The sequence below is a fragment of the Streptomyces shenzhenensis genome (genome assembly GCF_003688995.1).
GTDB lineage: Bacteria > Actinomycetota > Actinomycetes > Streptomycetales > Streptomycetaceae > Streptomyces > Streptomyces shenzhenensis_A.
This window is the reverse complement of the sequence record NZ_PENI01000007.1, coordinates 79,235-104,100: the sequence shown is the minus strand read 5'-3', so window position 1 is coordinate 104,100 and position 24,866 is coordinate 79,235. Positions and strand designations below refer to the sequence as shown.

The following is a 24,866-nucleotide window of genomic DNA, read 5'->3' as shown; positions in this document are numbered from 1 at the left end:
GCCGCTGGGCCGCCGGACCGCCCGCGGCCGGCCGGCGGGCCGGCCGCGAGTCGGGGGCTTTTGCCCCGTCACCGAGGGTCCCGCCGCGTCAGGAGACGAGGTCGACGGTCGCGGAGTCGGTCAGGCCGCCCGACGTCACCGTGACCGTGACCGTCCCGGGGCGTACGGCGATGAGCGTGCCGGACGTCAGATCGAGCACGGCACGCGTCCTCGGGTCGCGCCCGGCCGCGCGGACCTCGGACGCGGACCGGGCGACGACGAGCCCGGAACCGCCGCCCCAGGTGACGCTGGCCGGGAAGCGCAGCGGGAAGGTGAGGCCGAACTCGCTCGTGCCGGCCGTCGCCGAGACCGCCGCGCGGGAGCCCACCTCGACCTGGCCGGGCGCCGACAGTGTGATCGTGTCGATGAGCGGCCGGCTCTCGGCCCGGAGCCAGTCCCGGGTCCGAGGGCTGGGCCGTCCGGCCCTGATCCGGGCCGGACGCGGATCGACGCCGACGTTCATCCAGCCGAAGAACCCGCCCTGATCGGGCGAGCTGTACGGCGTCTTGCCCACGGCCGGAGTGGTGACGTCGAGCACGCCGTCGGCGCGGGTGACCGACGCGGTGTGGGCGTGCCCGGTGAACAGCGCGATCGGTTTCCCGGAGGTCTCCCGGAAGTCCGCGAGCCAGCGCTTGAGGAGGCCGGCCTGCAACTGGTCGGACAGCTGCGAGGACTCGGCTCCCGACGGATCGTGCAGCGGGTGGTGGAAGGAGACCACCACGCCGGTGACCGACCGGTCCTGGGCCGCCTTCGCCAACTCGGACTTCAGCAGCGGAACCTGTTCCCAGTCGGAGGTGCGCATGTCGCCGGTGTGCGAGTCCAGCAGGATGAACCGGGTCCCCTTGTGGTCGAAGACCTGCTTGTTCGGCCGGCCGGTCGCGGACAGGAAGGCGTCGAGGCCCCCGGTGGCCGACAGACCGGCCTCGTGGTTGCCCGGCGTCCAGTGGACCGGCAGCCCGCTCGGCACATGGTCGCCGAGCAGCTTGTCGGCGAGGGCGAAGTCCGCGGCACCGTTGTTGTCCACGAAGTCGCCGTTGATGAGGATGAAGTCGGGCTCGCTCGCGACCGCCTGGTCCAGCGCGAGGGCCGCCTGCCGGGCCGAGAAGGAGTCGGGCCCCGCCGCCGCGCTGACATGCAGATCGGACAGGACCGCGAACGTCCACCGGCCGTGCGGAATGCCGCCCTGCTCGATCACATAGGGGTCCGGCTGCGGTGCCTCGGCGGTGTCGGGCTGCTGCCCGACCTGGGCGGTCAGCGCGTCGAACGTCAACTGCCCGGCGTTCTTGTTGGTCTGCGACGTCTCGGCGATGTAGACGCGCAGCAGGGTGATGGGGTCCGAGAAGCCGCTGGGCAGGTCGCCGACGACCTGACGCCAGCCGGTCCAGTCCACGGTGGTGCTGAAGGTGAACGGCACGTTCGTGGTGCCCTGCGAGCGCAGCATGGCGCGCAGCCAGTGACCCCGCCCGTCCCCGTTGACCCACAGCGCCAGCCGCTTGGTCCCGGCGGGCAGGGTGATCGGGGCGGACGCGACCGCGTACGCCGCCGAGGTGCTGGGTTTCCCGGTGAAGTCGTAGGTGAGGCGTAGGGCGTGGTTGTCGGCGGGAGCGCCGGGCCGGTCCGCCGCCGGCACGGTGCCGACGGAGGCGGTGCCCTGGGCGGAGGCCGCGGTCCACGTCTCGCCCGGCTCGAACTCGGCCAGCGGGACGTCGTTCAGGCCCACGGTCACCGCGAGCCTCGCCGTCACTCCGGCCACCGTGGCCGTGACGAGCGTGGCCTTGCCGTCGGCGTCCTGGCCCGCGGTGATGCCGAGGCTGCCGTCGGACCGTGCGGTCGCGCTGATCACGGACCTGTCGTAGTCGAGCGTGACGTCGTGGGCCGACACCGGGGCGTCGAACCCGTCGGCGTCGTGTCCGACGAGGCCGACGGCCGCCGTCGCGCCGGGCTCGACCGTGAGCGCCCGCTGGGCGAAGGCCAGTCGGTGCAGCTCGCCGACGACGCGGAGTTCGCGCTCGCCCCGGGCCCGGCCGGACCGGGCGCGCAGCGTGCCCGCGCCCGGCTTCCCGGCGCGGAAGACGCCGTCGTTCGCCCGGCCGAGCGAGCCCGGGTGGGCGGTCCAGGTGACGGGGTGCCGGTCGACGGCCACGGGCGACCATGTCTCGTCGTAGCCGGCGACATCGACGTTCAGGGTGAGTCCGGGAACCACCCGGTCGGCTCCGGGACGCACGTCGAGTCCGCGCAGGGTGCCGGATCCCTTCGGGCCGAACAGGCCGACGGCGTTGGGCACCGGCCGTTCGTTGCCGTCCGAGGGGGTGTTGACGACGCTGACCGCGCCGTCGCCCGGGCGCCGCGCGACCATCTCGGTGGAGCCGCCGCCGTCGAGCATGAACGCCTCGGTGGCGCCGAGGCGCACCATCAGCTCGGCCGTGTCGTCGAAGCCGAGCCCGGCGGAGAACGCGGCCGATCCGTCGATCGCGACGAGCAGCAGCCGGCGTCCGCCGTCCAGCCAGCCGATGACCGTGCGCGGCTTGCGCGCGTTGTTGTTGTCGTTGGACGGGAAGGTGATCGCCGAACCGCCGCGGACCAGTACCGCGTTGCTGCCGAGCGCCATGTGCGGCGCCGCGGCGCCGTCGGTCCTCGGCTCGAACGCCACGGAGACGGCGTCGCCCTGGCGGGCGGTGGCCAGTTGGGCGGCCGCGGCGCCGCGGCCGACGACTATCAGGCCGTTGTCCGGTACGGGCGTGTCGGTCAGTTCGGTGGCGACGGCGGTGATCCTGCCGTCCGTGACGACGAGTTCGGTGTACGGGCCGGCCCCCTGGATGAGCGTCCGGTTTCCTGGTCCCCACTCCGGAGTGAACACGGTGATGCCGTCGGCGGGCACGCCGGGGGAGTTGAGCGCGGCCAGCGACCGTTTGGTTCCGGCCACGGTGACCGTGCCCGCGATGAGGAAGTCGGCGAGCCGGGCCACCCGGTCGGCACCGACCGTCACGACGGTGGAGCGCTGGTTGGTTCCCTTGCGCAACCGGCCGCTCTGCACCTCGGGGCCGATGGCCGCGTTGGTCTCGGTGATGTCGTAGAAGTCACCGTTGACGGCGGCGACCGAGTGCTGCGCGTCGGCGGCGGCGGAGACCGTCCGGGTCTCGCTCACCTTGCCGGCGACGAGGTCGACGCCGACCGACGCGTCGCCCAGGTCGGCGTTGAGCACGTGCACCCGGGTCCAGCCGCTGCGGCCGAACGTGTCGAAGGTGGTGAGGACGATCCCGGGGGCCACGGGGCGGTCCACCCGGTCCACCTCGACGGACTCGCCGGGGACGGTCGTCCGGTACCGCGGGACGGTGTGGTCGAGGGAGCCGTGCGCCGAACCGGCGGGAGCGGCGCCGCCGCTCCCGGCCGGTCTCGATCCGGTCGTCCGGCCGGGATTCGCGGTTGCGACGCCGCCGGAGGCGACGAGCGTGGCGGCGACCGCGCCGACGATGAGTCCGCGGCGGGTGAGCCCGGCAGTGTCGTGGTCAAGTGAGTTCATGGCCGATGAAACTATTCATCCGCAGCAACGCCACACTGAACATGACATGGCTGGCCGGGCGTTCTTGAGATCCGTGCTGCGGGTGCGGCACGGAACTGCCCGTCAGCGGACGGCCGGACCGCTCCTCAGCCCAGCAGCTCCGGTGGCACGAACCCCTCCTCGGCCAGCCGTTGCGAGCGGGACACCGAACCCGGCGCATGAGGGCGGGCGGTTGTCCGACTACTACCCGCTCACCGGCGCCGGAATGGCCGAGTATCAGGCCGGCCGGTCCGTCAACGGCACCGACCGGGCGCCGAGTTCGCCGTGACGGACGGCGCCGCGGCGGGCGCCTTCGGCCGGGCATGCAAGACATGGGCCCGGCCGCGGGCAATGCCGACGACGTACACGCCTTTCCGGTTCAGGCATGGGAAGTTCATTCCGCTGATCGTCTCCGGCACAACCACCGGTGTTCACCTGAGGTGCCCAGGATTCGCCATGGGCATGTCCGGTTTGGTTCGCGATGTGCCCTTCCCTGTTGGAGCGATCAGGAAGGACGGCTGCTGATGCGGCCAACACTGCGGCGAAGACGGCAGGGTGGTGGATCCGGCGGACAGCGGCTCGCGGGCGCCGCGCTGACCGCGCTCGTCCTGGTGGGCGGAAACCTGACGGTGGCGTACGCCGACACCGACACGGACCAGCGCGCCACGGACAAGAAGAACGCGTCGAGCCCGAACGCGACGACCCTGCCCACCCTCAGCCCCGGCGAGGGGTCGTACCTGGAGGGCACCCAGCAGGTCGCGGCCGTCCCGACCCTGGCCGGCGACTCCGTGACACAGCTCGCCGTCGACGGGAAGACGATCGACGCCAGGAAGACCGTCGGGGTGTCCCGGCTGAGCTTCGACGTCGGCTCGAACTCGACGGAAGCCCGCTACCACAACTACGTGCTGGTCAACGGCGAGTACCGGGCGGACATCGGCGACCTCGTCAACGAGCGCGGCACCGTCGAGATCCCGAACGAGCACCTCGTCAAGGGCGAGAACAAGATCCAGATCTTCGCCGGCACCATCGAGACCTCGTGCGGCACCAACCACGACGACTTCGTGCTGTCGGACATCCAGCTGACCCTGCTCGGCGAGGTCGCGGACGGCGAGGAGAACGAATACACGTACTCCTTCGGCGACGGCAACTGCGGCTCCAACAGCTCGCTGCTGAAGGAGGCGACCCTCAGCTTCTTCGCGCTCGGCGACCCGCAGGGCACCACCGGCCTGCGGAGCGACCTGGACACCACGAAGCTCGCCAACGGCGAGCACACCCTCACCGCGACCACCGCCTCGCGCAAGACGGTGACCAACAAGGTGACCGTCAACAACGCCCCGGCGGGCGCCCCCCGGCTGCTCCCCAAGGACGGCACGCTGGTCAAGGGCGGACAGTCCGTGTTCGCCACCTTCCCGGCGGGCGCCGACGGCGAGGTGTCCTCGCTGACCGTGGACGGCGCCAAGCCGGTCTCCGCACCCCAGTTGGGCAACGGCGCGGCCACGTTCTACTTCGACGTCGGCGCCAACTCGCTCGACGACAAGTACGACAACTATCTGCTGGTCAACGGCAAGCGGATCGACCTGGGCGGCACCTGGGTCAGCCAGCGGGTGAACATCGCGATCCCCGCCCGGTACCTGGTGCCCGGTGACAACATCATCAAGGTCGTCACCGGCCCCTACAAGGAGAGCTGCGGCAACAACCGCGACGACTTCGACATCTCCGGCCTCGGCCTCGCCCTGGACGGCGCCACCGTCACCGGCAAGGACATCGCCGCGTCCTACGCGATGGGCGACGGCAGTTGCGGCAGCTCGGCCGACCGCCTCCGCGAGGTCGACCTGCACTACACGATCGACGCCCCGGCCGTCGCCGTCACCGACACGCTCGGCACCGGCGACGCCACCCTCGGCTTCACCGTGGGCAGCAACTCGATCGAGGCCCGGTACCAGAACTACATCCTGGTGAACGGCCAGAAGCTGGTGCTGGACGCCGACTACGTCAGCCGGCACGTCGATCTGACGTTCCCCAACGAGTGGCTGGTGCCCGGCTGGAACACCATCGACGTCGTCGCCGGCACCTACGCCACCTCCTGCGGCGACAACCGGGACGACTTCGCGCTCTCCGGCATCACGCTGACGCCCCTCGGCGGCACCGCCGAGGGGCGTATGGTCAAGGGCTCCTACAGCTTCGGCGACGGCAACTGCGGTGACAACGTCAACCCGCTGACCGAGGTCGACCTGGAGTTCTTCGTGGACGGCCCGGCCAAGGGGGTCCGCGCCGACCTCGACACCACGAAGATCAAGGACGGGCAGCACACGCTGGCCGCCGTCTCGAAGTCCGGCAAGACCGCCACCCGCGTCCTGGCCACCGACAACTCGGCGCCCGAGGTCGCGAGCAGCACCCCCAGGGCCGGGCAGCGGATCACCGCGTCGGTCGTGCTCGGCGTGCAGATGAAGGACTTCTCCGGCGTCGTGAACGGCCCGGACATCAAGCTCGACGGCAAGGCGGTCAAGGCCGGCGCCGAGATCGGGCCCGGCCTGTCCGCGGGAGCGCACACGCTCTCTGTGACCGCCACCGACTCCCTGGGCAACACCGGCACCCGCGAGGTGAAGTTCACCTCCGCGGGCATCCCGGACACCCCCGCGCAGCTGACGCCCGCGTCCGGCACCACCGACGCCGGCCGGAACGTCAAGCTGTCCGCGAAGGTGGCCGAGCCCGACGGCGGCAAGGTGACCGCCACGTTCTCCGAGGCCGAGATCCTCACCCCGGGCCAGGTGTACCAGGGCACGGCCACCGCCGTGCCGACCACGCTGAAGGTCAAGGGCGAGAAGAAGGTCAAGGCCGCGGGTCTCGCGCCCGCCGACGGCAGGACGCTCGCCGCACCGGCCTCATCCGACGTCACCTTCCAGCGGTTCGACGTCCAGGTGAAGGGCCACGTCGACCAGCCGGTGCTGCGCTGGGAGGGCGTCATCGACCCCGAGCGCCTCGCCTCGCTGCGGGTGTGGAACAACGGCACCGGCCAGTGGGACGTCGTCAACAGCGCCCGCGGTGCCGCCGAGGGCAACACGGTGCTCACCGCCGTACTGGACCGCGCCTACGTCGACCGCCAGCAGGTCCACGTCATGGTGACCGGCGAGGACCCGTTCGCCGACGACATCGACGCCGGTGACCCGAACGCGTTCGCCGACCCCGGCTCGTACGACTTCTCGATCGTCCACTACACCGACACGCAGTACCTCTCCGAGGGCGCGGTGGAGCAGGAGACGCCCGAGGAGCGCGCGGTCTGGCAGAAGGCGTACGGGGACGTCGCCCGCTGGGTCGTCGACAACAAGGACAAGCGGAAGATCGCCTATGTCGCCCACACCGGCGACATCATCGAGAACAACATCCGCAAGCCCGCCGACGAGGCCATGCAGAAGCAGGTCGTCGGCGAGCTGGAGGTGTCCTCCGCGCAGCAGAAGATCCTGGACGACGCGGGCATCCCGAACGGTGTGATCGCGGGCAACCACGACAACCAGTCGGGAACCGAGACCGGCCCGGACGCCATCTACAACAAGTACTACGGCCCCGACCGCTACCAGGCGCTGTCGCAGGGCTGGGAGCACGCCAGTTACGGCGGACCCTGGCGGGCCGGCGACAACCAGAACCACTACGACCTGTTCTCGGCCGGCGGCCAGGACTTCGTCGTGGTCGGCCTGTCCTACGGGGTGACGCGCGAGGAGGCCGAATGGGCCGACTCGATCTTCAAGCGCTTCCCCGACCGCAACGGCATCCTGCTCTCGCACGACTACCTCGCGCCCAGCACCCACCCCGACGGCCGCGGGGCCCCGTTCTCCGCGCCCGACGGCTCGATGCTGTTCAAGACGGTGGTCCAGGACAACCCGAACGTTTTTCTGATCCTCGCCGGTCATGAGCACGGCGTGGGCACCAACGTGAAGCCGAAGGTCGGCGAGATCAGCCACGACGTGGTCGAGCTGCTCGCGGACTACCAGTTCTACACGGTGTCCGCGGACCGGCTCGGGCTCACCGAGATCGGCGGCTACCAGCCCGACAGCCAGCTCCAGTTCGGCGCGAGCTTCTTCCGGTTGCTGCAGTTCGACGTGGCCCGCTCCGAGCTGACCGTCGACACGTACTCGCCGCTGCTCGACGAGTTCGGCGCCACCGAGTACGACACCAACCACCGGTACGACGGCACCGAGGACAACATGGTGCTGCCGGTCGACCTCACCTCCCGCAAGACGACCTTCGAGACCGACTCGGTCGCGCTGTACAACCCCGTCAGCGTCATCGGGCGCACGAAGGTCACGTCCGGTGAGGTCGCCTCGGTGACGTGGCGGAACCTCAAGCCCGGCTCCACCCACGCGTGGTTCGTCACGGCCCGCTCCGGCGGCGGCGGTGTCACCGCCTCCGAGCCGAGCGTCTTCGTGACGAAGGACGCCCAGGGCCGGCCCGGCACATGGAACGCGGACACGCCCTACTACGAGTGGTTCGCGCCGTCCGTGGGCCGGCGCTGACCGGCTGACCGCCGGCCGTGCCCGGCGGTGATCGTCCGCCGCCCCGGACCCGCGCGGTCCGGGGCGGCGGGCCCGCGCCGTCCCTCCCCGCTCCGGATCACGACCACGGTCACCGCCGTGATCATCAGCCACGAGAACCGAGCCCGCCATGGATCCCGCACCCCCCGCTCTCCGTCCTGCTCCCGCGTCCCGGCCCGGCCGGCCGCGCGGCGCCCTGCTCGCCGTGCTCACCGCCCTGGCGGCGCTGCTCGGCGCGGGTCTGCTCCAGGCGGCACCCGCCGCCGCGCACGACGCCACCTCGACCGCCTACGTCGAGGTCGACGGCAGTGCGGCCCGCCCCGAGGCCACCCTCGACCTCGAGTACGACCTGTTGATGAAGTCGGCCTGGCTGTACGCCGAGGCGTACGACGCGAAGGGCCGCGCCGAGCAACTGCGCCAGCTCCAGCGGAACGCGGACGCGGTGTCCGAGTACGTCACCGGGCGCTTCGTGATCACCCGCGACGACACGGCGTGCCCGGCCCGCACCGTGGGCGACGCGGACATCCGCACCCGCGGCGAACGCCCCTACGCCGTGCTCACCCTCGCCTTCACCTGCCCGGTCGGCGCCACCGGGCCGGTCACCGTCTCCAGCGCGCTGTTCCCGGACGCCGAGAGCTTCGTGCACAGCACGAAGACGATCGTGCACTACGACATCGACGGCCGGCGGGGCTCGCAGATCCTCACCGTCACCGAACCCTCCGTCACCGCCGCCGCGACCGAACGGCAGGAGTCCCACCAGATCTGGGAGTTCTTCCTGCTCGGCACCGAGCATCTGCTGTTCGGCCTCGACCACATCCTCTTTCTGCTCTCCCTGCTCATCGGGGCCCGCAGCCTGCGTGAGATCGCGCTCACCGCGACCGCGTTCACCGCCGCGCACAGCATCACCTTCCTGCTGGCCGCGTGCGGCGTCGTCGACGTGCCGGCGGGGCTGGTGGAGCCGTTGATCGCCGCGTCCATCGCCGTCGTCGCGATCGCGGGCCTCGTGCTGCGCGACCGCACGGACAACGCACGCTGGCGACTGCCCACCGTCTTCGTCTTCGGTCTCGTGCACGGACTGGGCTTCGCGGGATCGCTGGGCATCGACGAACGCTGGTCCTGGGAACTGCTGTTGTCGCTGTTCAGCTTCAACGTGGGCATCGAGGCCGTGCAGTTGGGCATCATCGTCGTGGTCTTCCCGCTGCTGCTCCTGCTGCGCCGGTCACCGGTCCACCGCCGGGTACTGCCGGCCCTGTCCGCACCCATCGTGATCGTCAGCCTCTACTGGTTCTGGGACCGGGTGGCGATCAGCGCCTGACGCCCGCGTTCCCGGACAGTCGTGAGCCGTCCCCGCCGCGGGTAGCACTGAGTCACCACTGCACACCACACAGCACACCGCACGGTGCCGACCGCGCCGTGTGCCGACGATGGGGAGGCCGGGTGGACAGCTCGGGACCAGGGGACTTACGCGAGACGGTCACGCTGGGCGTCGAGGAGGAGTTCCTGCTCCTCGACCGGAAGGCGTACCGGCCCGTGGGGCGGGGCAGCCAGGTGCTGGAGGCCGGCCGGAAGCGGCTGACGGCCGGGCAGCTGGTGCCGGAGATCTCCGAGGCGATGATCGAGACGGTCAGCGGCGTATGCGGCACCGCGGCCCAGCTCCGCGGGGAACTCGGGCGGCTGCGCGGGGCCGCCGCGCGGGCCGCGGGGGAACGGGACTGTCTGCTGCTCCCCTCGGGAACCTCGCCGATCGGGCGTACCGGGCCAGGGGGTGCGGACGATCCTCCGGAGACACCGCCGCTGCGCGAACACCCGCGGTATCTCCGGATCCGGCAGCGCTTCGGGCCGCTCGTCCGCGACCAGGGTGTGTGTTCCTGTCATGTGCATGTAGGTGTGCCGGACCTGGCCACCGCCGTCGCCGTCGTCAACCACCTGCGTCCCTGGCTGCCGCTGCTGCTGGCGCTGACCGCCAACTCCCCCTACTGGAACGGCGCCGACACCGGATACGCGAGCTGGCGCACGATGCTCTGGCGCGGCTGGCCCACGGCCGGCCCGCCTCCCGTGCTGCGCTCTGCCCAGCACTACGAGGAACTCGTCCGGACCCTCGTGGCCAGCGGCGCGGCCCTGGATCCCGCGATGGTCTACTGGTACGCCCGCCCCTCGCGCCATGTACCGACCGTCGAGGTCCGCGTCGCCGACGTACTGCCGACCGTGGGCGAGACGGTGGCCTACGCCCTTGTGGTGTGGGCCGTGGTCGTGCGTGCCCGCGCCGCGGTCCGGGCGGGCGTCCTCCCGCCGCTGGTGGAGCAGGACGTGCTCGTCGGCGCCTGCTGGCAGGCGGCGCGCGAAGGGGTCACCGGAGATCTGCTGGACCTGATCAGCGGCGCGGCCCCCGCGGCGACCCCGGTCGTGCGGCAGATCGAGACGGCGCGCCGCCTGCTGTGGCCCCATCTCCCGGACGCCGGCGACCGGGCGTCGGTGAACGCCTGGCTGGACCGGCTCGCCGCCGAGGGCGGCCCCGCCGACCGCCAGCGGGCACTGCACCGCAGCACCGGCCGGCTCGACGGGCTCGTCGAGCACATCGCCCTCCCCGATCCCGTGGCGGCCCCCGGTCCGGCCCGCGCCTCGTCCGCCCGTTCCGGGCTCCTCGCGTCCGAACCGGAGGAGACGGCCTGACCGAGCGGTGCCCGGCACGGCGCCGCGCTCACGCGCCGGGGCAGTCCCCGTCCGTTCCCTCGGCCTGCCGCCCGCTGCCGGTGGACACGGTCACCGTCACCGTATCGGCGGACGGTTCGCCGATACGGTGCGCCGCGGCCGCCGTACAGATCAGCTGTTCCGCGGCGAGACGGGACAACCTGTCGAAGCCGGGCGGCAGCCGGATCCCGACCGTGTCGCCCTTCACCGACACGGTCGGGCCGGCCGCCGAGGTGTTCTCGGGTACGGGGGAGGTGGCGGGCAGCATTCCCGGCACCTCGGTGGACAGGCCGCCGGCCCCCTCCACGGGCGCCGGTCCGAGAAGGAGCAGGTCCAGGGCCGCCCCGGCGTCCCCGGGGTCTGCGGTCGCGCGCGGCACCGCGACGAGCGCCCCGTCCCGGAGGAAGTACACCGGCGTCACCGGTTCGATCCCGCTCGCCGGACCGCCGGCCTCCACCACCCCGGTCGCGGGAATCCCGCAGGAGCAGAGCCCGAGCAGTGCCGGCACGGTCAGCAGCGCGAGTCGGTGGCCGGCCTTCATGTCGGATTCTCCTGGGACAGATCGTCCCGCCGCAGCGGGAGTTCCACGGTGAACACGGCGCCTCCCGCCGGATGGTTCGCCGCACGGACCGTGCCGCCGTGCATCCGGACGTTCTCGGCGGTGATCGACAAGCCGAGCCCGCTGCCCTCGGAACGGGCCCTGGCACTGTCCGACTTGTAGAACCGCTCGAAGACATGCGGCAGTACGGCGTCGGGGATGCCGGGTCCGCTGTCCCGTACCTCGATGACCGCGAGGCGCCCGGCCCCGGCCGCATCGCGCGCGTGGAGGCGCACCCGAACGGGACGGGTGCCGTGCCGCAGCGCGTTGCCGACGAGATTGGCGACGACCACATCGAGGCGGCGCGGGTCGACGCGTCCGCGCAGCGCGTCGGGCGCCGGCAGATCCGTCTGCACCGAGTCGGACCAGCCGCGGGTGGCGAGCGTGCGCCGGACGGACTCGGCGAGATCGATCTCGTCCAGGTGCAGGACCGCCGCGCCCGCGTCGAAGCGGGACATCTCCATCAAGTCGTCCACGAGGCGGGCGAGTTTCACGGTCTCCTCACTGATCAGCCGTACCGCGGTGGCCGTGTCCGGAGCCAGCCGGGCGGCGTCCTCGTCCAGCACGTCCGTGACCGCCGACATGGCGGCCAGCGGGGTGCGCAGTTCGTGCGAGACGTCCGCGGCGAAGCGGCGCGCCCGTGCCTCCATCTCCCGCAACTCCGTCACCGACGCCTCCAGCGCGGCGGCCGTCTCGTTGAACGTGTGCGACAGATCGGCGAGTTCGTCGGAACCGTTGACCGCGAGCCGCGTGTCGAGGCGGCCCTCGGCGATGCTGCGGGTGGCGTGCCGCAGCGCCCGTACCGGCAGCAGCACGCCACGGGCGGCCAGCAGGGCGAGCGCCACGGCGAGCACGAGGGCCGGTACCAGGGCCCGTTCGACGGCGGTGACCAGGGCGTCGACATACGCCTGCTCGGTGGTCTGCGGAACGACGAGGAACACCTGGACCCCGGACGCCAGGTGCCGTCCGTCCGGGGCGCCGAAGGTGACGGACATGCCGACGACCAGTGAGGTGCGCCCGTCCCTGCGCACCCGCTGGAAGACGGTGGCCCGGCTGGATCCGACGGCCTCCCGCACCGCCGGTGTCAGCTCTTCGAAGCGGTCGCCGGGGACGGACGGCGCACTCAGTTTCCGGAACGTGACCAGCACGCGCCAGTGCCCCTGCCCCTCGGTGGCCGCCACGTCGGACGCGAGCCGCTGCAGCGCCGACCGGTCGGGCGGAAAGCCGAGTTCGGGGGCGCGCTGGCTGACCTGGGTGCGCAGCTGTCTGATCACGGCGTCCTGGCTCTGCTGGAGCACTCCGGTGCGCGCCTCCCGGAAGGTCAGGGTGCCCGTCGTGGTGGCGGCGGCGGTGGCGACGAGTCCGAAGGCCACCACCAGGCGGGGCCGCAGGCCGCGCAGCCGGCGCGCCCTCACCGGGCGGCGAAGCGGTAGCCGAAACCGCGCACGGTGTGGATGTAGCGGGGGGCGCGCGGCGGCTCGTCCAGCTTGGTGCGCAGCCGTTTGACGCAGGCGTCCACCAGGCGGGCGTCACCGTGGTAGTCGTGCTCCCAGACCGCTTCCAGCAGCTGCTGCCGGCTGAACACCTGGCCGGGTGAGGCGGACAGGGTGAGCAGCAGCCGCCGTTCGGAGGGGGCGAGCGGTATCGGCACGCCGTTCAGCGTGACGGTGAGCCCGGCCCGGTCGACGGCCAGGTCGCCGTAGGTGTCGATCTTCGGCAGGGCGGTGCCGGCGGACGTCCCGCCGGCCCGGCGCAGGACAGCGCGGATCCGCGCGTCGAGGACCCGGGCCTGCACGGGCTTGACCACGTAGTCGTCGGCGCCCGCCTCCAGGCCGACAACGATGTCCACCTCGTCGCCCCGCGCGGTCGCCATGATGATCGGCAGTGTCTGGTCGACGGCCCGTATGCCGCGGCACACCTCGAACCCCGTCATGCCGGGCAGCATCAGATCGAGGACGACGATGTCCGGACGGAAGGACCGCAGCCGGTCCATCCCCTCCTCGCCGGTCCCGGCGGCGACGACGTCATGGCGCTGCCGGCGCAGGGCCAGGGTGACGCCCTCGCGCACGGCGCGGTCGTCTTCGATCAGCAGTACACGTGGCATGGGCCCAGTATCGGTATGTCGTCCGCCCGGCCGGAAAACTGTTACCGGTTGATCATATGGACGCACTCACGATCGAGCGTTATCGATCCGTTATGAATCGGGCCAGGGGTGATCACATCGCGGTCACACCGTGAATGATCGTGACTGCGTACCAAGGAAAGTCCCCCGGTTCCCGCCGCCGTCGGAGCCGTTCCGTGCACGCCGCCGCGCGGCGCGGGAAGCGGCGCGGGAGCACGCGCGGAAAGAAGCACGGGAAGCGGCTGGCCGGCGGGCTGGCCGCGGTTGCCGCCCTCGCGGCCGCGGGCTGCGCGGTGGTGGCGTGGCAGCCGTCCGGCGCCGAACCCCCGGCGGCGGCAGGCCAATCCGGCGCACGTGCCGAGCACACCCCGCCGGCCCGCCGTTCCCCCGAGCCGTCGGCACCGGCACCGAGCGCCTCCGCCGGACACCGCGCGTCCGCCCGCCCCTCCGAATCAGGCATCCCCGAGACGGGGCCGGGAACGTTCGTCACGGCACCCGGCGAGAGCGCGAAGACGGGCTCTGGAAAGGCGCTGCGCTACCGGGTCGAGGCGGAGCACGGCAGCGGAGTGTCCGCCGCCGACGCCGCCGAGGAGGTGGAGCGCATCCTCGCCGATCCGCGTGGCTGGACGGCCGACGGGCACTCGGCGTTCCGGCGGGTCGCCGCCGACCCCGCCGACTTCGTGGTCCGGATCGCCACACCGGGAACCGTCGACGACATCTGCGGACGGTACGGCCTCGACACCGGCGGCGAGGTCAACTGCAGCGTCGACCGCAACGTCATGGTCAACCTCAGACGCTGGGAACAGGCGACCCCCGTCTACGCGCACGACGTCACCGCCTACCGGGCCCTCGTCATCAACCACGAGGTGGGCCACTTCCTCGGCCACGGCCATGTCACCTGCCCGGGCAGGGGGAAACCGGCGCCCGCGATGATGCAGCAGATCAAGGGCATGCACGGCTGCGTCCCCAACGTCTGGCCGTACGACCCCGAGGGACACCTCATCACCGGCCCGTCCGTCCCGTGACCGGCCGTCCCCGGTGGTGGTCACCGGTTCCCGGCGCGGTCGGCCACGGCGGAGCCGGCGGCGTCGGCGGCGTCGGCGGTCCGGTTCGTACCGGCCGCCCGCAGCGCGGCCACGGCCGGTGCGGCGTCGTCGGCGTAGAAGCGGATGGCGCGGGCCTCCGCGGGCCTGCCCAGGACGCGTACGTACCGCACCGGCTCGGTGAGCTCGACGGTCACCGTCGTCTGGCCGCCCACGGCCAGGTCGGCGACGCCGTTCTCGTCCACGGCGGCCAGTCTGCTCTCCGGGAACTTCCGGTCCGGACGGACGGAGGCGATGCGGTCGGCCGGGATGCGGATGTCCACCAGGGCGCCGTAGCGCAGGCGCAGCGAGCCGTCGGCGCCGATCACGTGCGGGCGCACCACGCAGGAGGCGTGCAGGGCGAGGACGAAGTAGCAGCCCCAGATGTCGAGGACCAGAGTGACCGCGTGCACCACGGGCCAGGGGATCAGCAGGGCCAGGGCCACGGTCTCGACGACACAGACGAAGAGGAAGCCGAACATGACGGCCGTCTGGCCCGCGGCGTACCGGACGGGCAGGTCGCCGTCGCGCACGCCGTGCGAGCCGCGGCGGAACACCCAGCGCAGAAGGCTGGCGGAGAGGACGAGCTCGTGGGCGGCCAGCGTGCGCACGGGCGCCGGGACGGTGTCGGCGATCGCGGCCAGGAAGGCGGCACGGCGGTCGAGACCGTCCCGGCGGTGCCGCCGGCGGTCGAGGCAGAACAAGGTGATCGCCGCGGCCACGAGCGTGAGCACCGCCGACTCCAGCGCCGGACGGACGCCCGCGGGGATCCGTACCCCGCCGGCCAGACACAGCACGAGGACGAGTTCGCCGGGCACGAGCGCGGCGAAGGACCAGCGCACGACCCTTCTCAGCGTCTTCACCGGGCACGCTCCCGCAGCAGGGCGATGGCGCCGCGCAGGGCCGCGGACTGGGCGGGGGCGACTTCGGCGAAGAAGGCGTCCATGAAGCCGCTGTGCTCGTCCATGTCGCCGGCGTCCGGGATGTTCAGGGCCCGAACCGCCTCGTCGGGGACGGCCGCGGCCATGGCCCGGGCGATCTCCGGCACCCGCGGGTCGTCCTCGTCGGCGTCGGCCAGCTCGTCCATCCGGGCGTAGACCTCGTAGGCCCGCCGCATGGCCTCCGGGTCGGCGCTCAGGCTGTGCATCAGCGCGTCGAGCCAGCGGCGGTCGCCGCCCGGTGAGCCGGTCTCCAGCAGGGCGAGCAGTTCCCGCTCCTTGGCCGCCGACACCGGCTCCGGTCCCGGCAGCCCCGCCGATGTGTGGGCCATGACATCGAACAGGGCGGTCAGCTCGGGGGAGACGGGGGCGTCGGTGGGCAGCCGCCCGGTCCGCTCGGCCTGCTTCAGCAGCTGGGCCAGGCGGGCGCGGCGGTCCCGGATGGCCTCTTCCTGGCGGGCCAGGTCGGCGTCCAGCTCCGCGAGGATCTCGACCAGATCCTTGCCCGCGTCGTCCGCGAGCACGGTCTTGACCTCGTCCAGGCTCAGACCCAGTTCGGTGAGCCGGCGCACGCGGGCCAGCTCGACGGCGTCGCGCAGCGCGTACTCGCGGTACCCGTTGGGCTGCCGCGGCGGCTCGGGCAGCAGCCCGATGCGGTGGTAGTGGCGCACGGCGCGGGTGGTGATGCCGGCGAGGTCGGCGAGCTCTCCAATTCGCATGACATCAGTAGAAACGTTGTCGCAGCGACAAGGTCAAGCGGAACGAACGGGCTGCCGGACCGGGCGGCCGCCGCTACAGCGCCGCCTTCTGGGGCTGGGTGGGGACCACGACGACCGTCGGGGTGTCGGCGGCGAGGGCCCGGGTGAACGCGCGCTCCAGGTCCTCGGTGGTGTCGACGTCGACGGCGTGGCAGCCGAAGCCGCGCGCCACGGAGGCGACGTCGATGCCGGGCAGATCGAGCCCGGGCACGCCGGGAGTCCCCTCCAGCTCCGCGAAGGACTTGAGGATGGAGTACTCGTGGTTGCGCATGACCACATAGACGATCGGCAGCCTGTGCTGGGCGGCCGTCCAGATGGCCTGGACGGAGTACTGGAACGAGCCGTCGCCGATGAGACCGATGACGGGCCGCCGGGCGCCCCTGACCCGATCCCCGAGCGCGACCCCGACGGCCGCCGGGGTGCCCCAGCCGATGCCGCCGCTGGCCGTGGCGAAGAACGATCCGGATCTGACGGTCGGCAGCCACTCGACCTGCTGCGCCATGGTGGAGGTCGATTCGTTGACGATGACGGCGTCCGGCGGCCTGACCTTGCTGAGGACGGCGTACACCTCCGGGGGAGTCAGCGGGCGGCCCGGCGTCGGCGGCAGTTCCCGGGGCCTCTCCATCGGTTCGGGGACACGGCGTGCCGACCCCTCGGCGACCAGGTCCACGAGCCGCTCGATGACGGTCCTCGTGTCACCCAGGAGGCTGTCGCCCACCCGTGCCGCCGCGGCGACTTCGGGATCGGCGGTGATCTGCAGCAGCCGCGTCCCGGCCGGGAGACAGTCGCCGGGTACGTACGGGTAGTACCGGAACACCTCGCCGCCGATCATGACGACCAGGTCGTGTCCGGCCATGCGGTCGCCGATGGCCTTGATGGACAGCCCGAGCGGGCCGCCGAAGAGCGGATGGTCCTCGGGGAAGGAGGCGCGGTCGAGCAGCGGGGCCCCGTACACGGCCGCGCGCAGCTTCTCCGCCAGGGCGACCGCCGCGTCCCAGCCGCCGCTGCGGTCCACCTCAGGGCCGAAGACCAGGGCGGGCCGGCTGCTGGCCGAGATCAGGTCGGCGAAGTGCCGCAGCCGCCGCTCGTCGGGGGCCGTCCGCTCGCTGACGGCGCGCAGCCGGGCGGGCCCGGCCAGCGGCTGCTTCCAGTCGTCCAGCGGAATCGACAGATAGACCGGCCCGGCCGGCGGCTGGAGCGCCGTCGCATAGGCCCGCATGAACGCGTCCGGAACGTCCTCGGCGCGTACGGGCTCGTAGGACCACTTCACCCAGGGCTTGGGCAGCGTGGTCGCCTCACGATTGGCCAGGTAGGGATCGCCGATGAGCATGCCGCGGTGCTGCTGCCCGGAGGTGACGATCAGCGGGGTGTTCCCGTGGTACGCGGTGACCAGGTTGCCCACGGCGTTGCCCATGCCCGCCGAGGAGTGCACGTTGACCACCGCGGGGCGCCGGGTGACCTGGGCGAAGGCGTCGGCCATGGCGATGACCGAGGCCTCCTGAAGCGCCATCACATAGGTGAAGTCGTCGGGAAATTCCTGCAGGAAGGGCTGTTCCGTCGAACCGGGGTTGCCGAAGACGGTGGTCAGCCCGAGGGCGCGCAGCAGGTCGTAGGTCACGCTGCGAACGGTTGATGTCTGAGCCACTGGACGCCGCCACTCCTTCTCGTCGTGCCGTCTCGGTGCGGCCCGGGGCCGCGGGTGGGACGGGGCACCTCCCACCCGCGGACGTGAGCCGTCTCCTACCAGGCCACCGGCAGTTCCAGCGGGAACCGGCGGATCGTCGCCGTGTCCCACTTCACCTCCTGCGGTGCCACCGCGAGCCGCAGGCCGGGGAACCGCTCCAGGAGCCGCCCGATGGCCACTTCGAGCTCCGCCATGGCCAACGGCATCGCGATGCACCGGTGGCCGCCCCAACCGAACGTCATATGGGGCGTGTTGGGCCGGTCCACGTCGATGACGTGCGGATCCGGGTAGCGCTCAGGCTCGCGGTTGGCCGTCAGGTACGACACATGGACGTACTCGCCCGCACGGATCAGCACACCGTCCAGTTCCACGTCCTCGAGAGCCACCCGGGGAATCCCGACGCCCTTGCGGAACGGGATGTAGCGGAGCAACTCGTGCAGGACGTCGGGCAGTTTCCCGGGCCGGCTCCTGACGTACTCCATCAGTTCGGGGTGGGTCAGCAGCAGGAACATGATGTCGCTGATCTCGCAGGTCGCCGTGTCCTGGCCGCTGAGCGCCAGCACCAGGGTCATGACCGCCAGTTCCTTGTCGTCGAGCTGTTCCTGACCCTCCCGGGCCGCGGCCATCGCGCTGATGATGTCCGTACCCGGTGACGTCCGGCGCTGCTCGACGAGTTCGGCGAAACAGGCGGTCAACTCGGCCTTGGCGTTGGCGGCGGCATCCTTGTTGCCCTCGCCCACGACGAGCAGCTGGTGCAGGGACTTCTGGATCCGGGGCCATTCGTCCCGTTCGATGCCGAGCAGGTCGAGGACGGTCTGCTGGGGAAGCGGGTCGGACAGGCGCTGGACCAGATCGGCCGGCGGCCCCTGCTGCTCCATGTCGTCCAGCAGCTGGTCCGCGAGCCGGACGATCCGGGGCCGCATGGTCTCGACGTGCTGCTGGGTGAAGGCCTGCGAGGCCAGGTGCCGGACCCGGCTGCTCTGCGGCGGGTCCATCACGTTGATCGACTCGGGCGAGACGATGGGCTCCGGCGTCATCCGGGGGTAGTCGCGGCCGATGATGCCCGCCCGGCTGAACCGGTGGTCGGTGGTCACCTGCTTGACCGAGTCGAAGCTGGTGATCAGCCAGGCATCGGCATCGCCGTGGGGGAGTCGGATCCGTACCGGTTTGTCGCGGTTCATCAGGTCCGCGAGAACGGGGTCGAAATCCAGGGCGTCGCTGAAGTCGAACGGGCAGGTGACGGTCTCATCGTTCCCGGTCATCGGATGGCTCCTTGGGGCAGTGGTACGACAGGTACGACATGGGTGGTGTCCACGGGCGGCGGAGGCCGCCGGTGAGCCCGACGGCATCGCCGGAGGCCCGGGGTGGACGAGGAGGAGACGAGGAGGAGACGCGGTCCTCGGCCGGGCGGTGGCCCGCTTCGACGAGTGCGGCCCGGCCGCGCCACGGGCCGGGGAGTCGGCCCGGGATCTCATCGCCGGCCGTCACCGCTCAGCGTGACGGCCCCGCGGCCGACCGGAGGTCGGCGTGGGCGGCGGCGCCTCCCGAGGCGGTCCGGCCGGGCGTCGGCAATGATGCCTGCCCGGTCATAAAGGCACGTGTGGACAACGTTGTCGGCGCTGGGCGGACAGAGCGCGGGCCGGAACCCCGGTGCGGACGGACACCGGGGTGGCCGCGGCCGGCACGCCGGGCCGCGACGCGGGTGGTCGGGACCGCGGATCCTGCTGTCGCTCGTCAGCCATGACAAATGCCTCCTGGCGCGATGGAAGCACGGGAGACGGTGCGGGCCGGTGTTCGCCACCGACCCGTTCGGCCCGATGGACCAACCGGCGGAATCGGCCCACGGCGCGACCGTCCGGCGCGTCCGAACGGCCCAACCCCGTCCCCGCGTTCGGTCCCGGCGACGCGCCCGCGGGCATGCCCGATGGCGGCGCCGACCCTGGGCGGCGCGTACGCACTCCGAGCACAGGACACCACCGCACGGCGGGGGCCTCGCCCTAGACGCCGACCGCCCGCCCCGCAATCGGGGGAACCGGGCCGCGGCGGGCGGCGGCAGGGCCCGGCCGGCCCCTCACCCCCGGTCGGCGCCCGAGCCCGCCGGCCGCCCGAGCCCTTCACATGGCCAGGTCACGGCGTCACCGCAGGCATCGGCCGCCGCCCCCGCCGCCTGTCCGCACGCCGCGGTGTCACCGTCCGGCGCATGACTACCTGGAGGAGTGCCCCGGCCCCCGCCGCGACGGCGCAGCCGGACCGGAGCGCGGAGACCCCGGACCGCATTCCGGGGAGCCGCCTTCAAACCCGGCGGACAGCCGGGCCGCCGATCGCACGACGTGTACGGCGATGGCCCGCGCGCACCCCATCGACTCGCTGTGGGTGGTGTCCACCTCCAGGTCGTGGACCACGCCCCGGTGGACCGGATCCGCCCGGGGCGCGGCCATGCCGGCGATCCGGTCGCCCCGTGCGACCTCACGGCCCGCGGCGACCGCACCGTCACACCTGACACCGACCCACAGCACCCGCAGCCCGCCCAGCGCCCGCCGCCGGCGCCGCCGCGAGTCCGCGCCGCCGAGGAAGACCTCGTCGACGACGACCTGGGCGCCCGCACGGGCCATCGCGGCGACCCCCTCGATCCATGCCGCTTCCAGCCTGCGGAACTCCGGCCCGACAGCCACCGCACGGTCGGGGCTGGGTCATCACCGCGCCACCGTGGAGGCGCCGGGGCGGCACCCGGAACGGATGTCTGCTCCCCGGTGGCGGCGGGCGCGGGGACGGCACTCGGACCGGCATCGGCGGGCAGCGCGGAGCACGGTCAGAACGAGGCGCGGACGGCCTCGTCGACGCGGCCGACCGACTCCTGCTGGAACGTCTTCTCGTACCGACGCCGAATGCTCTCCAGCTTTGCGTCGGCGGCCGGTGCGCCACCGGCCGGATAGAGGACGATCACCTGGTAGGAGCGTTCCTTCTCGATCGCCCCGAAGCGGTCCCGGTACTGGCCGCGCACCGTGTCCACGGTCAGTCCGTCCGGGAAACGGGGGGTGACCTGGGTGTCGAGGAACCGCTGGAACTGCGCCTCGGTCACCGGCGTGCCGCCGCCGGGCCGTTCGGTCCCGAAGTACAGCGTGCTCTCGACATAGGCGTCCCGGGAGGCCGCGGGGGCGTCGGCGGCGACGACCACGGGGGCCAGGGCGGCGCCGGTCACCGCGAGGCCGCAGCCCAGCAGCAGACCGGCTCGTGTGTGGATCTTCATGCCCGGAACAACGGCGCGCGGCCGGGTGGGTTGCGCGCGACGCGCACGCTTCCCCGGATCCGGGGACCCCGTCGGGACAACGGGGTCCGTCGTCGCGGTCACGGTCGGTGCGGGAGACCGCTCAGCCGCCCGACTGGCCCTGCGGACCTGTCCGTTCGGATTCCGCGGGTACGGCGGCGTCGGCCGGCGCGGGCAGGGGCGAGCCCGAGGTCCCGGCGGCGCGGGGGGCGTTGACGGCGGGGGCGATCACCACGGCCACGATGGTGCAGGCCAGCACGGCGATCATCGCGGTGCGCAGACCGAAGTGGTCGCCCAGGAAGCCGAGACCGGGCGGCCCGACGAGGAAGGCGACGTATCCGACGGTCGCCACGAGGCTCACCCGTGCCGTCTGGTCCGGGCCGGAGTCGCCCGCCGCGGACAGTGTCAGCGGGAACCCGAGCGAGGCGCCGAGTCCCCACAGCAGTACGGCCGTTCCGGCGAGCACCGCGCTGTCGGAGAAGATCACCAGGATGAGCCCCAGGGACGCGGACAGGGCGCTGGCCCGGACCACGGTGCCCCGGCCGTACCGCTCGACGAAGAAGCCGCCGCCGAACCGCCCCAGGGCCATCGCCGCGGCGAAACCGGCGTAGACGAGGGAGCCGAGCGCCGGGTCGAGCCCGTGTCCGTCGACCATCAGCAGCGGCAGCCAGTCGTTGGCCGCACCCTCCGCGAGGGCCATGGCCAGCACGACGGCGCCGATCAGCAGCAGCTTGGACTCCCGCCACAGCCGGCCGGAGGAGTGCCCCGCGGAACGGGTGGACCGGTTCTCGCGGCGTCCGACGCCCGCGGGCACGGCACGGAACGCGAACCCGAACGCCACGGCGGACACCAGGGTGGTCACCGCGAGATGCCAGTGGGTGGGAAACCCGCCCGCCGTGGCGGCGATGCCCGCGACCGCGCCGATGACCGTGCCCAGGCTGAAGAAGCCGTGCAGGACCGGCAACACCGTGGTCCCGGTGGCCCGTTCGACGTCCGCGCCGTCGATGTTGACCGCGACCTCGCCCGATCCCGTGCCCGCGCCGAACGTGAAGAGCCCCGCGGTGACGACGGCGGCCGAGGACAGGTAGCTGCCCGCCGCGATGACGGCGGTGCTGGCGATCACCAGGGACGTGCCCAGGCCGATGACGGGCCTGGAGCCGTAACGGGCGACCAGCCGGCCGGAGCAGAGGATGCCGAGCATGGAGCCGACCGAGAGGCCGAACAGGACGAGCCCCATCTGGGCCGTGGAGGCGTCGAGCCGGTCGCGGACGTCCGGGGTCCGGGTCACCCATGACGACATGGCGATGCCGGGGATGAAGAAGAACACGTACAGTGACCGACGTCGTCGGCGCATGGCGAGATCCATCGGGCAGTGTCTCCGCAGTGGACGAACAGGAGGCGCGGATCCGTGAGGGTGACGGCCGCGCCAGACGACGTGTACAAATGTACATACTTGGCCGGGCGCCGTGTAGGGGCAACGGGAGACATCGGTATGGCAGGGACATCACGCGGGCCGAACGACCCCGCACGACGCGACCGCATCATCGACGCGGCGCTCGACGTGATCGCCGAACACGGGGCCATCAACGTCACCTACCGCAAGATCGCCCAGGCGGCCGGTGTTCCGCTGGGCTCGCTCACCTACTACTTCGACGACATGCAGCACCTGCTCACCGAGGCGTTCACCCGGCTCGCCGAGTCCATGTCCGAGCGCTACCGCGCCCTGCTGGACGCCGCACGGACACCCGAGGAGGCCGGGGCCGCCGTCGTCGAGATCATCTGCGGGGACACCCTGGGCAGCCCGCGGGAACTGCTGCTCTGCTACGAGCTCTACGCGTTCGCGGCGCGCAACGCGGCGCTGCGTCCGGTCATGCGGTCGTGGATGTACGCCAGCAGATCCGCGCTCGCGCGGCACTTCGACGCCACTACGGCACGCACCCTGGACGCGCTCGTCGAGGGCTTCTCGATCCACAACTCCTTCGACCCCACTCCGACCGCCCGCGCGGACATCGCCGCGGCCGTCACCGCGGTCGTCGCCGGTGCGCGCCGTGCGGCGCGCAGCGGTGCGAACGGCCCGGGACCCGAGCCGGCGAAGCCGGCGGGCCCCCCGGGTCCGCCCTGACGTCCGCCTCGGGTGTGCCGGGTCACCGGGTGTTCGCCGGCCCGGTCACCGTGCGGCAGCCGCACGGATCAGGGCGGTTGCCGCAGTCTCGACCTCGCCGCCGTGGCTCCAGCGGCCCAGCGAGAGCCGCAGCGCCCCCAGCGCCCGCGCAGCGGGCAGGCCCATGGCCGTCAGCACGGGCGACGGCTCGTGTCTGCCGCTGTGGCAGGCCGAACCGGTGGCGGCCGCGATCTCGGGGCAGGCGGCGAGGAGTTCGGCCCCGAGGGCGCCGTCGATGCTGACGTTGAGCGTGTTCGGCAGCCGGTCCACGGCCGGGCCGTTGAGGTGGACGCGGCCGGGCAGCCCCTCGGTCAGCCGCCGCTGGAGTCCGTCGCGCAGCGCCGCGGTCCGCGCGGCCCGGCCGGCGGCCAGCTCATCGGCGGCGAGGCGCGCGGCGGTGCCCAGCGCGACGGCCAGGGCCACGTTCTCGGTGCCGGCGCGCAGGCCGCGCTCCTGGCCGCCGCCGTGGACCACCGGCTCGAGCCGCACCCCGTCGCGTACGTAGAGGGCGGCCACGGCCTTGGGCGCGTACATCTTGTGTCCGACGACGGTCAGCAGATCGACCCCGAGGAGCCGGACGTCGACGGGAAGCTTCCCGGCGGCCTGGGCGGCGTCGCAGTGGAACAGCGCACCGCGGGTGCGGGCGAGGCCGGCCAGTTCGGCGATCGGCTGGAGGGCGCCGGTCTCGTTGTTGGCGGCCATCACCGACACCAGCACCGTCTCCTCGGTGAGGGCGGCGGCCAGCGCGGCCGGGTCGACCAGCCCGGCGCCGTCGACCGGCAGCACCGTCACCCGCGCGCCGTGCAGCCGCTCCAGGGCCCGCGCCGTCTCCAGCACGGCCGGATGCTCGGTGGCCTGGGTGATCACATGGGGCCGGGCGCGGCCCGAGGCCAGCACCGCGCCGCGCAGGGCGAGCAGGTTCGCTTCGGAGCCCGAGGCGGTGAAGACGATCTCGGCAGGCCGGGCCCCGACCAGGGCGGCCACCCGCTCGCGCGCCTCGGCCAGTGCCCGGCGGGGCTCGGCGCCGTAGGGATGGCCGCTGGAGGGGTTGCCGAAGAAGTCGGTCAGATACGGCGCCATCGCCTCGGCGACCCGCGGGTCGACGGGCGTGGTGGCGTTGTGGTCCAGGTAGACCGGCCCGCCGGCCAACCCGGGGTGGGGCGGGGGCGCGCCGGTCATGTCAGCTCCGCCGCGGCGACGGGCAGCGCGAACAGCCGGGCGGCTTCGGCACCGGCGAGCCGGACGTCGTACAGCTGCGCCTTCGAGTCCGTTGGGGCGGTCTCCGTCACGGCATCCTCCATGGATCGATGGAACATCAGAGGGGGGAGTCATGACCACACGCCCCTCTCGACACCTTCTCCTGATCTTGGCCGACACCGCTGCCTCCGGCCTGCGCGCGGTCGGAGTCAGGAGGCTCCGGGCCCCGCGATGCCGGCAGGCCGGTTCGGCCGAGGTGCGTGTGGTCGG

At 72.6% G+C, this 24,866-nt stretch carries 17 protein-coding genes and 1 pseudogene; 5 read left to right on the top strand and 13 right to left on the bottom strand.

The genetic code is table 11. From position 1 onward, the window contains the following. Window positions 1-88: 88 nt before the first annotated feature. Window positions 89-3,559 (bottom strand): phosphodiester glycosidase family protein, encoded by a 3,471-nt coding sequence (locus CTZ28_RS13985; protein WP_121889682.1) that lies wholly within the window; start codon window positions 3,557-3,559, stop codon window positions 89-91. 542 nt (window positions 3,560-4,101) lie between these two features. On the opposite strand from CTZ28_RS13985, the gene CTZ28_RS13980 reads away from it, so the two are divergent. The 3 genes from CTZ28_RS13980 to CTZ28_RS13970 all read left to right on the top strand — a co-directional run bounded on the left by CTZ28_RS13980 (window position 4,102) and on the right by CTZ28_RS13970 (window position 10,773). After that, the gene (locus CTZ28_RS13980) at window positions 4,102-8,085 is read left to right on the top strand and encodes a metallophosphoesterase (RefSeq protein ID WP_121889681.1); all 3,984 of its coding nucleotides are present in this window, start codon (window positions 4,102-4,104) and stop codon (window positions 8,083-8,085) included. Between the two features lie 148 nt (window positions 8,086-8,233). Then, the gene (locus CTZ28_RS13975) at window positions 8,234-9,418 is read left to right on the top strand and encodes a HupE/UreJ family protein (RefSeq protein WP_121889680.1); all 1,185 of its coding nucleotides are present in this window, start codon (window positions 8,234-8,236) and stop codon (window positions 9,416-9,418) included. A 122-nt stretch (window positions 9,419-9,540) separates the two neighbouring features. Beyond that, a complete protein-coding gene (locus CTZ28_RS13970) occupies window positions 9,541-10,773 on the top strand; it encodes a carboxylate-amine ligase (protein ID WP_183154393.1) in 1,233 nt (410 codons plus the stop codon). Window positions 10,774-10,801: 28 nt separating this feature from the next. On the opposite strand, the gene CTZ28_RS13965 is transcribed toward CTZ28_RS13970, so the two are convergent. From CTZ28_RS13965 to CTZ28_RS13955, 3 genes are read right to left on the bottom strand one after another with little or no spacing between them, the layout of a single operon-like run. Beyond that, on the bottom strand, window positions 10,802-11,332 hold the full coding sequence (locus tag CTZ28_RS13965; protein WP_121889679.1) for a hypothetical protein: 531 nt from the start codon (window positions 11,330-11,332) through the stop codon (window positions 10,802-10,804). Continuing rightward, entirely contained in the window at window positions 11,329-12,804 is a 1,476-nt protein-coding gene (locus CTZ28_RS13960; RefSeq protein WP_259471600.1) for a sensor histidine kinase, read from the bottom strand. The genes CTZ28_RS13965 and CTZ28_RS13960 overlap by 4 nt, the downstream gene beginning before the upstream one ends. After that, complete coding sequence (locus CTZ28_RS13955) at window positions 12,801-13,493, bottom strand: response regulator transcription factor (protein WP_121889678.1); 693 nt, start codon at window positions 13,491-13,493, stop codon at window positions 12,801-12,803. Before CTZ28_RS13955 ends, CTZ28_RS13960 begins: the two co-directional genes overlap by 4 nt. Before the next feature lie 194 nt (window positions 13,494-13,687). Between CTZ28_RS13955 and CTZ28_RS13950 the strand changes: the two genes are divergently transcribed. Continuing rightward, complete coding sequence (locus tag CTZ28_RS13950) at window positions 13,688-14,536, top strand: DUF3152 domain-containing protein (RefSeq protein WP_259471599.1); 849 nt, start codon at window positions 13,688-13,690, stop codon at window positions 14,534-14,536. A 20-nt stretch (window positions 14,537-14,556) separates the two neighbouring features. Here the strand turns inward: CTZ28_RS13950 and CTZ28_RS13945 are convergent, their stop codons facing one another. The 7 genes and pseudogenes from CTZ28_RS13945 to CTZ28_RS13915 all read right to left on the bottom strand — a co-directional run bounded on the left by CTZ28_RS13945 (window position 14,557) and on the right by CTZ28_RS13915 (window position 22,622). Continuing rightward, window positions 14,557-15,456, bottom strand: coding sequence for a hypothetical protein (locus CTZ28_RS13945; protein WP_121889676.1), 900 nt, complete (start codon window positions 15,454-15,456; stop codon window positions 14,557-14,559). Continuing rightward, on the bottom strand, window positions 15,453-16,250 hold the full coding sequence (locus CTZ28_RS13940) for a MerR family transcriptional regulator (protein ID WP_121889675.1): 798 nt from the start codon (window positions 16,248-16,250) through the stop codon (window positions 15,453-15,455). The genes CTZ28_RS13945 and CTZ28_RS13940 overlap by 4 nt, the downstream gene beginning before the upstream one ends. A gap of 73 nt (window positions 16,251-16,323) precedes the next feature. Next, complete coding sequence (gene mdlC, locus CTZ28_RS13935; RefSeq protein WP_259471598.1) at window positions 16,324-17,907, bottom strand: benzoylformate decarboxylase; 1,584 nt, start codon at window positions 17,905-17,907, stop codon at window positions 16,324-16,326. A gap of 122 nt (window positions 17,908-18,029) precedes the next feature. Beyond that, a complete protein-coding gene (locus tag CTZ28_RS13930) occupies window positions 18,030-19,235 on the bottom strand; it encodes a cytochrome P450 (RefSeq protein WP_121889673.1) in 1,206 nt (401 codons plus the stop codon). A gap of 1,065 nt (window positions 19,236-20,300) precedes the next feature. Continuing rightward, window positions 20,301-20,654 (bottom strand): annotated as a pseudogene (locus tag CTZ28_RS13925) (phosphotransferase-like protein); the annotation flags it as partial. 128 nt (window positions 20,655-20,782) lie between these two features. Further along, window positions 20,783-21,220: a DUF3574 domain-containing protein gene (locus tag CTZ28_RS13920; protein WP_121889671.1), complete on the bottom strand. Its 438-nt coding sequence runs from the start codon at window positions 21,218-21,220 to the stop codon at window positions 20,783-20,785. A gap of 121 nt (window positions 21,221-21,341) precedes the next feature. Next, window positions 21,342-22,622, bottom strand: a complete 1,281-nt coding sequence (locus CTZ28_RS13915) for an MFS transporter (protein WP_398655966.1) — start codon at window positions 22,620-22,622, stop codon at window positions 21,342-21,344. 108 nt (window positions 22,623-22,730) lie between these two features. Here CTZ28_RS13915 and CTZ28_RS13910 point away from each other — a divergent pair, with 108 nt between their 5' ends. After that, window positions 22,731-23,360 carry a TetR/AcrR family transcriptional regulator gene (locus CTZ28_RS13910; RefSeq protein WP_121889669.1) on the top strand — a complete coding sequence of 210 codons (630 nt, stop codon included), beginning with the start codon at window positions 22,731-22,733 and terminating at the stop codon, window positions 23,358-23,360. Window positions 23,361-23,405: 45 nt separating this feature from the next. Here the strand turns inward: CTZ28_RS13910 and CTZ28_RS13905 are convergent, their stop codons facing one another. Both CTZ28_RS13905 and CTZ28_RS48220 read right to left on the bottom strand, forming a co-directional pair. Continuing rightward, window positions 23,406-24,578: a cysteine desulfurase family protein gene (locus CTZ28_RS13905; RefSeq protein ID WP_121889668.1), complete on the bottom strand. Its 1,173-nt coding sequence runs from the start codon at window positions 24,576-24,578 to the stop codon at window positions 23,406-23,408. Beyond that, entirely contained in the window at window positions 24,575-24,700 is a 126-nt protein-coding gene (locus tag CTZ28_RS48220) for a hypothetical protein (protein WP_259471597.1), read from the bottom strand. The genes CTZ28_RS13905 and CTZ28_RS48220 overlap by 4 nt, the downstream gene beginning before the upstream one ends. Window positions 24,701-24,866: the final 166 nt, after the last annotated feature.

Excerpts from the sequence above, each read along its gene's own strand:
- CTZ28_RS13980 (WP_121889681.1), top strand. The coding sequence starts at position 4,102 with ATGCGGCCAACACTGCGGCGAAGACGGCAGGGTGGTGGATCCGGCGGA.
- CTZ28_RS13905 (WP_121889668.1), bottom strand. The coding sequence starts at position 24,578 with ATGACCGGCGCGCCCCCGCCCCACCCCGGGTTGGCCGGCGGGCCGGTC.
- CTZ28_RS13930 (WP_121889673.1), bottom strand. The coding sequence starts at position 19,235 with ATGACCGGGAACGATGAGACCGTCACCTGCCCGTTCGACTTCAGCGAC.
- CTZ28_RS13920 (WP_121889671.1), bottom strand. The coding sequence starts at position 21,220 with ATGAAGATCCACACACGAGCCGGTCTGCTGCTGGGCTGCGGCCTCGCG.
- CTZ28_RS13965 (WP_121889679.1), bottom strand. The coding sequence starts at position 11,332 with ATGAAGGCCGGCCACCGACTCGCGCTGCTGACCGTGCCGGCACTGCTC.
- CTZ28_RS13910 (WP_121889669.1), top strand. The coding sequence starts at position 22,731 with ATGGCAGGGACATCACGCGGGCCGAACGACCCCGCACGACGCGACCGC.
- CTZ28_RS13985 (WP_121889682.1), bottom strand. The coding sequence starts at position 3,559 with ATGAACTCACTTGACCACGACACTGCCGGGCTCACCCGCCGCGGACTC.
- CTZ28_RS13955 (WP_121889678.1), bottom strand. The coding sequence starts at position 13,493 with ATGCCACGTGTACTGCTGATCGAAGACGACCGCGCCGTGCGCGAGGGC.
- CTZ28_RS48220 (WP_259471597.1), bottom strand. The coding sequence starts at position 24,700 with ATGGAGGATGCCGTGACGGAGACCGCCCCAACGGACTCGAAGGCGCAG.
- CTZ28_RS13940 (WP_121889675.1), bottom strand. The coding sequence starts at position 16,250 with ATGCGAATTGGAGAGCTCGCCGACCTCGCCGGCATCACCACCCGCGCC.
- CTZ28_RS13975 (WP_121889680.1), top strand. The coding sequence starts at position 8,234 with ATGGATCCCGCACCCCCCGCTCTCCGTCCTGCTCCCGCGTCCCGGCCC.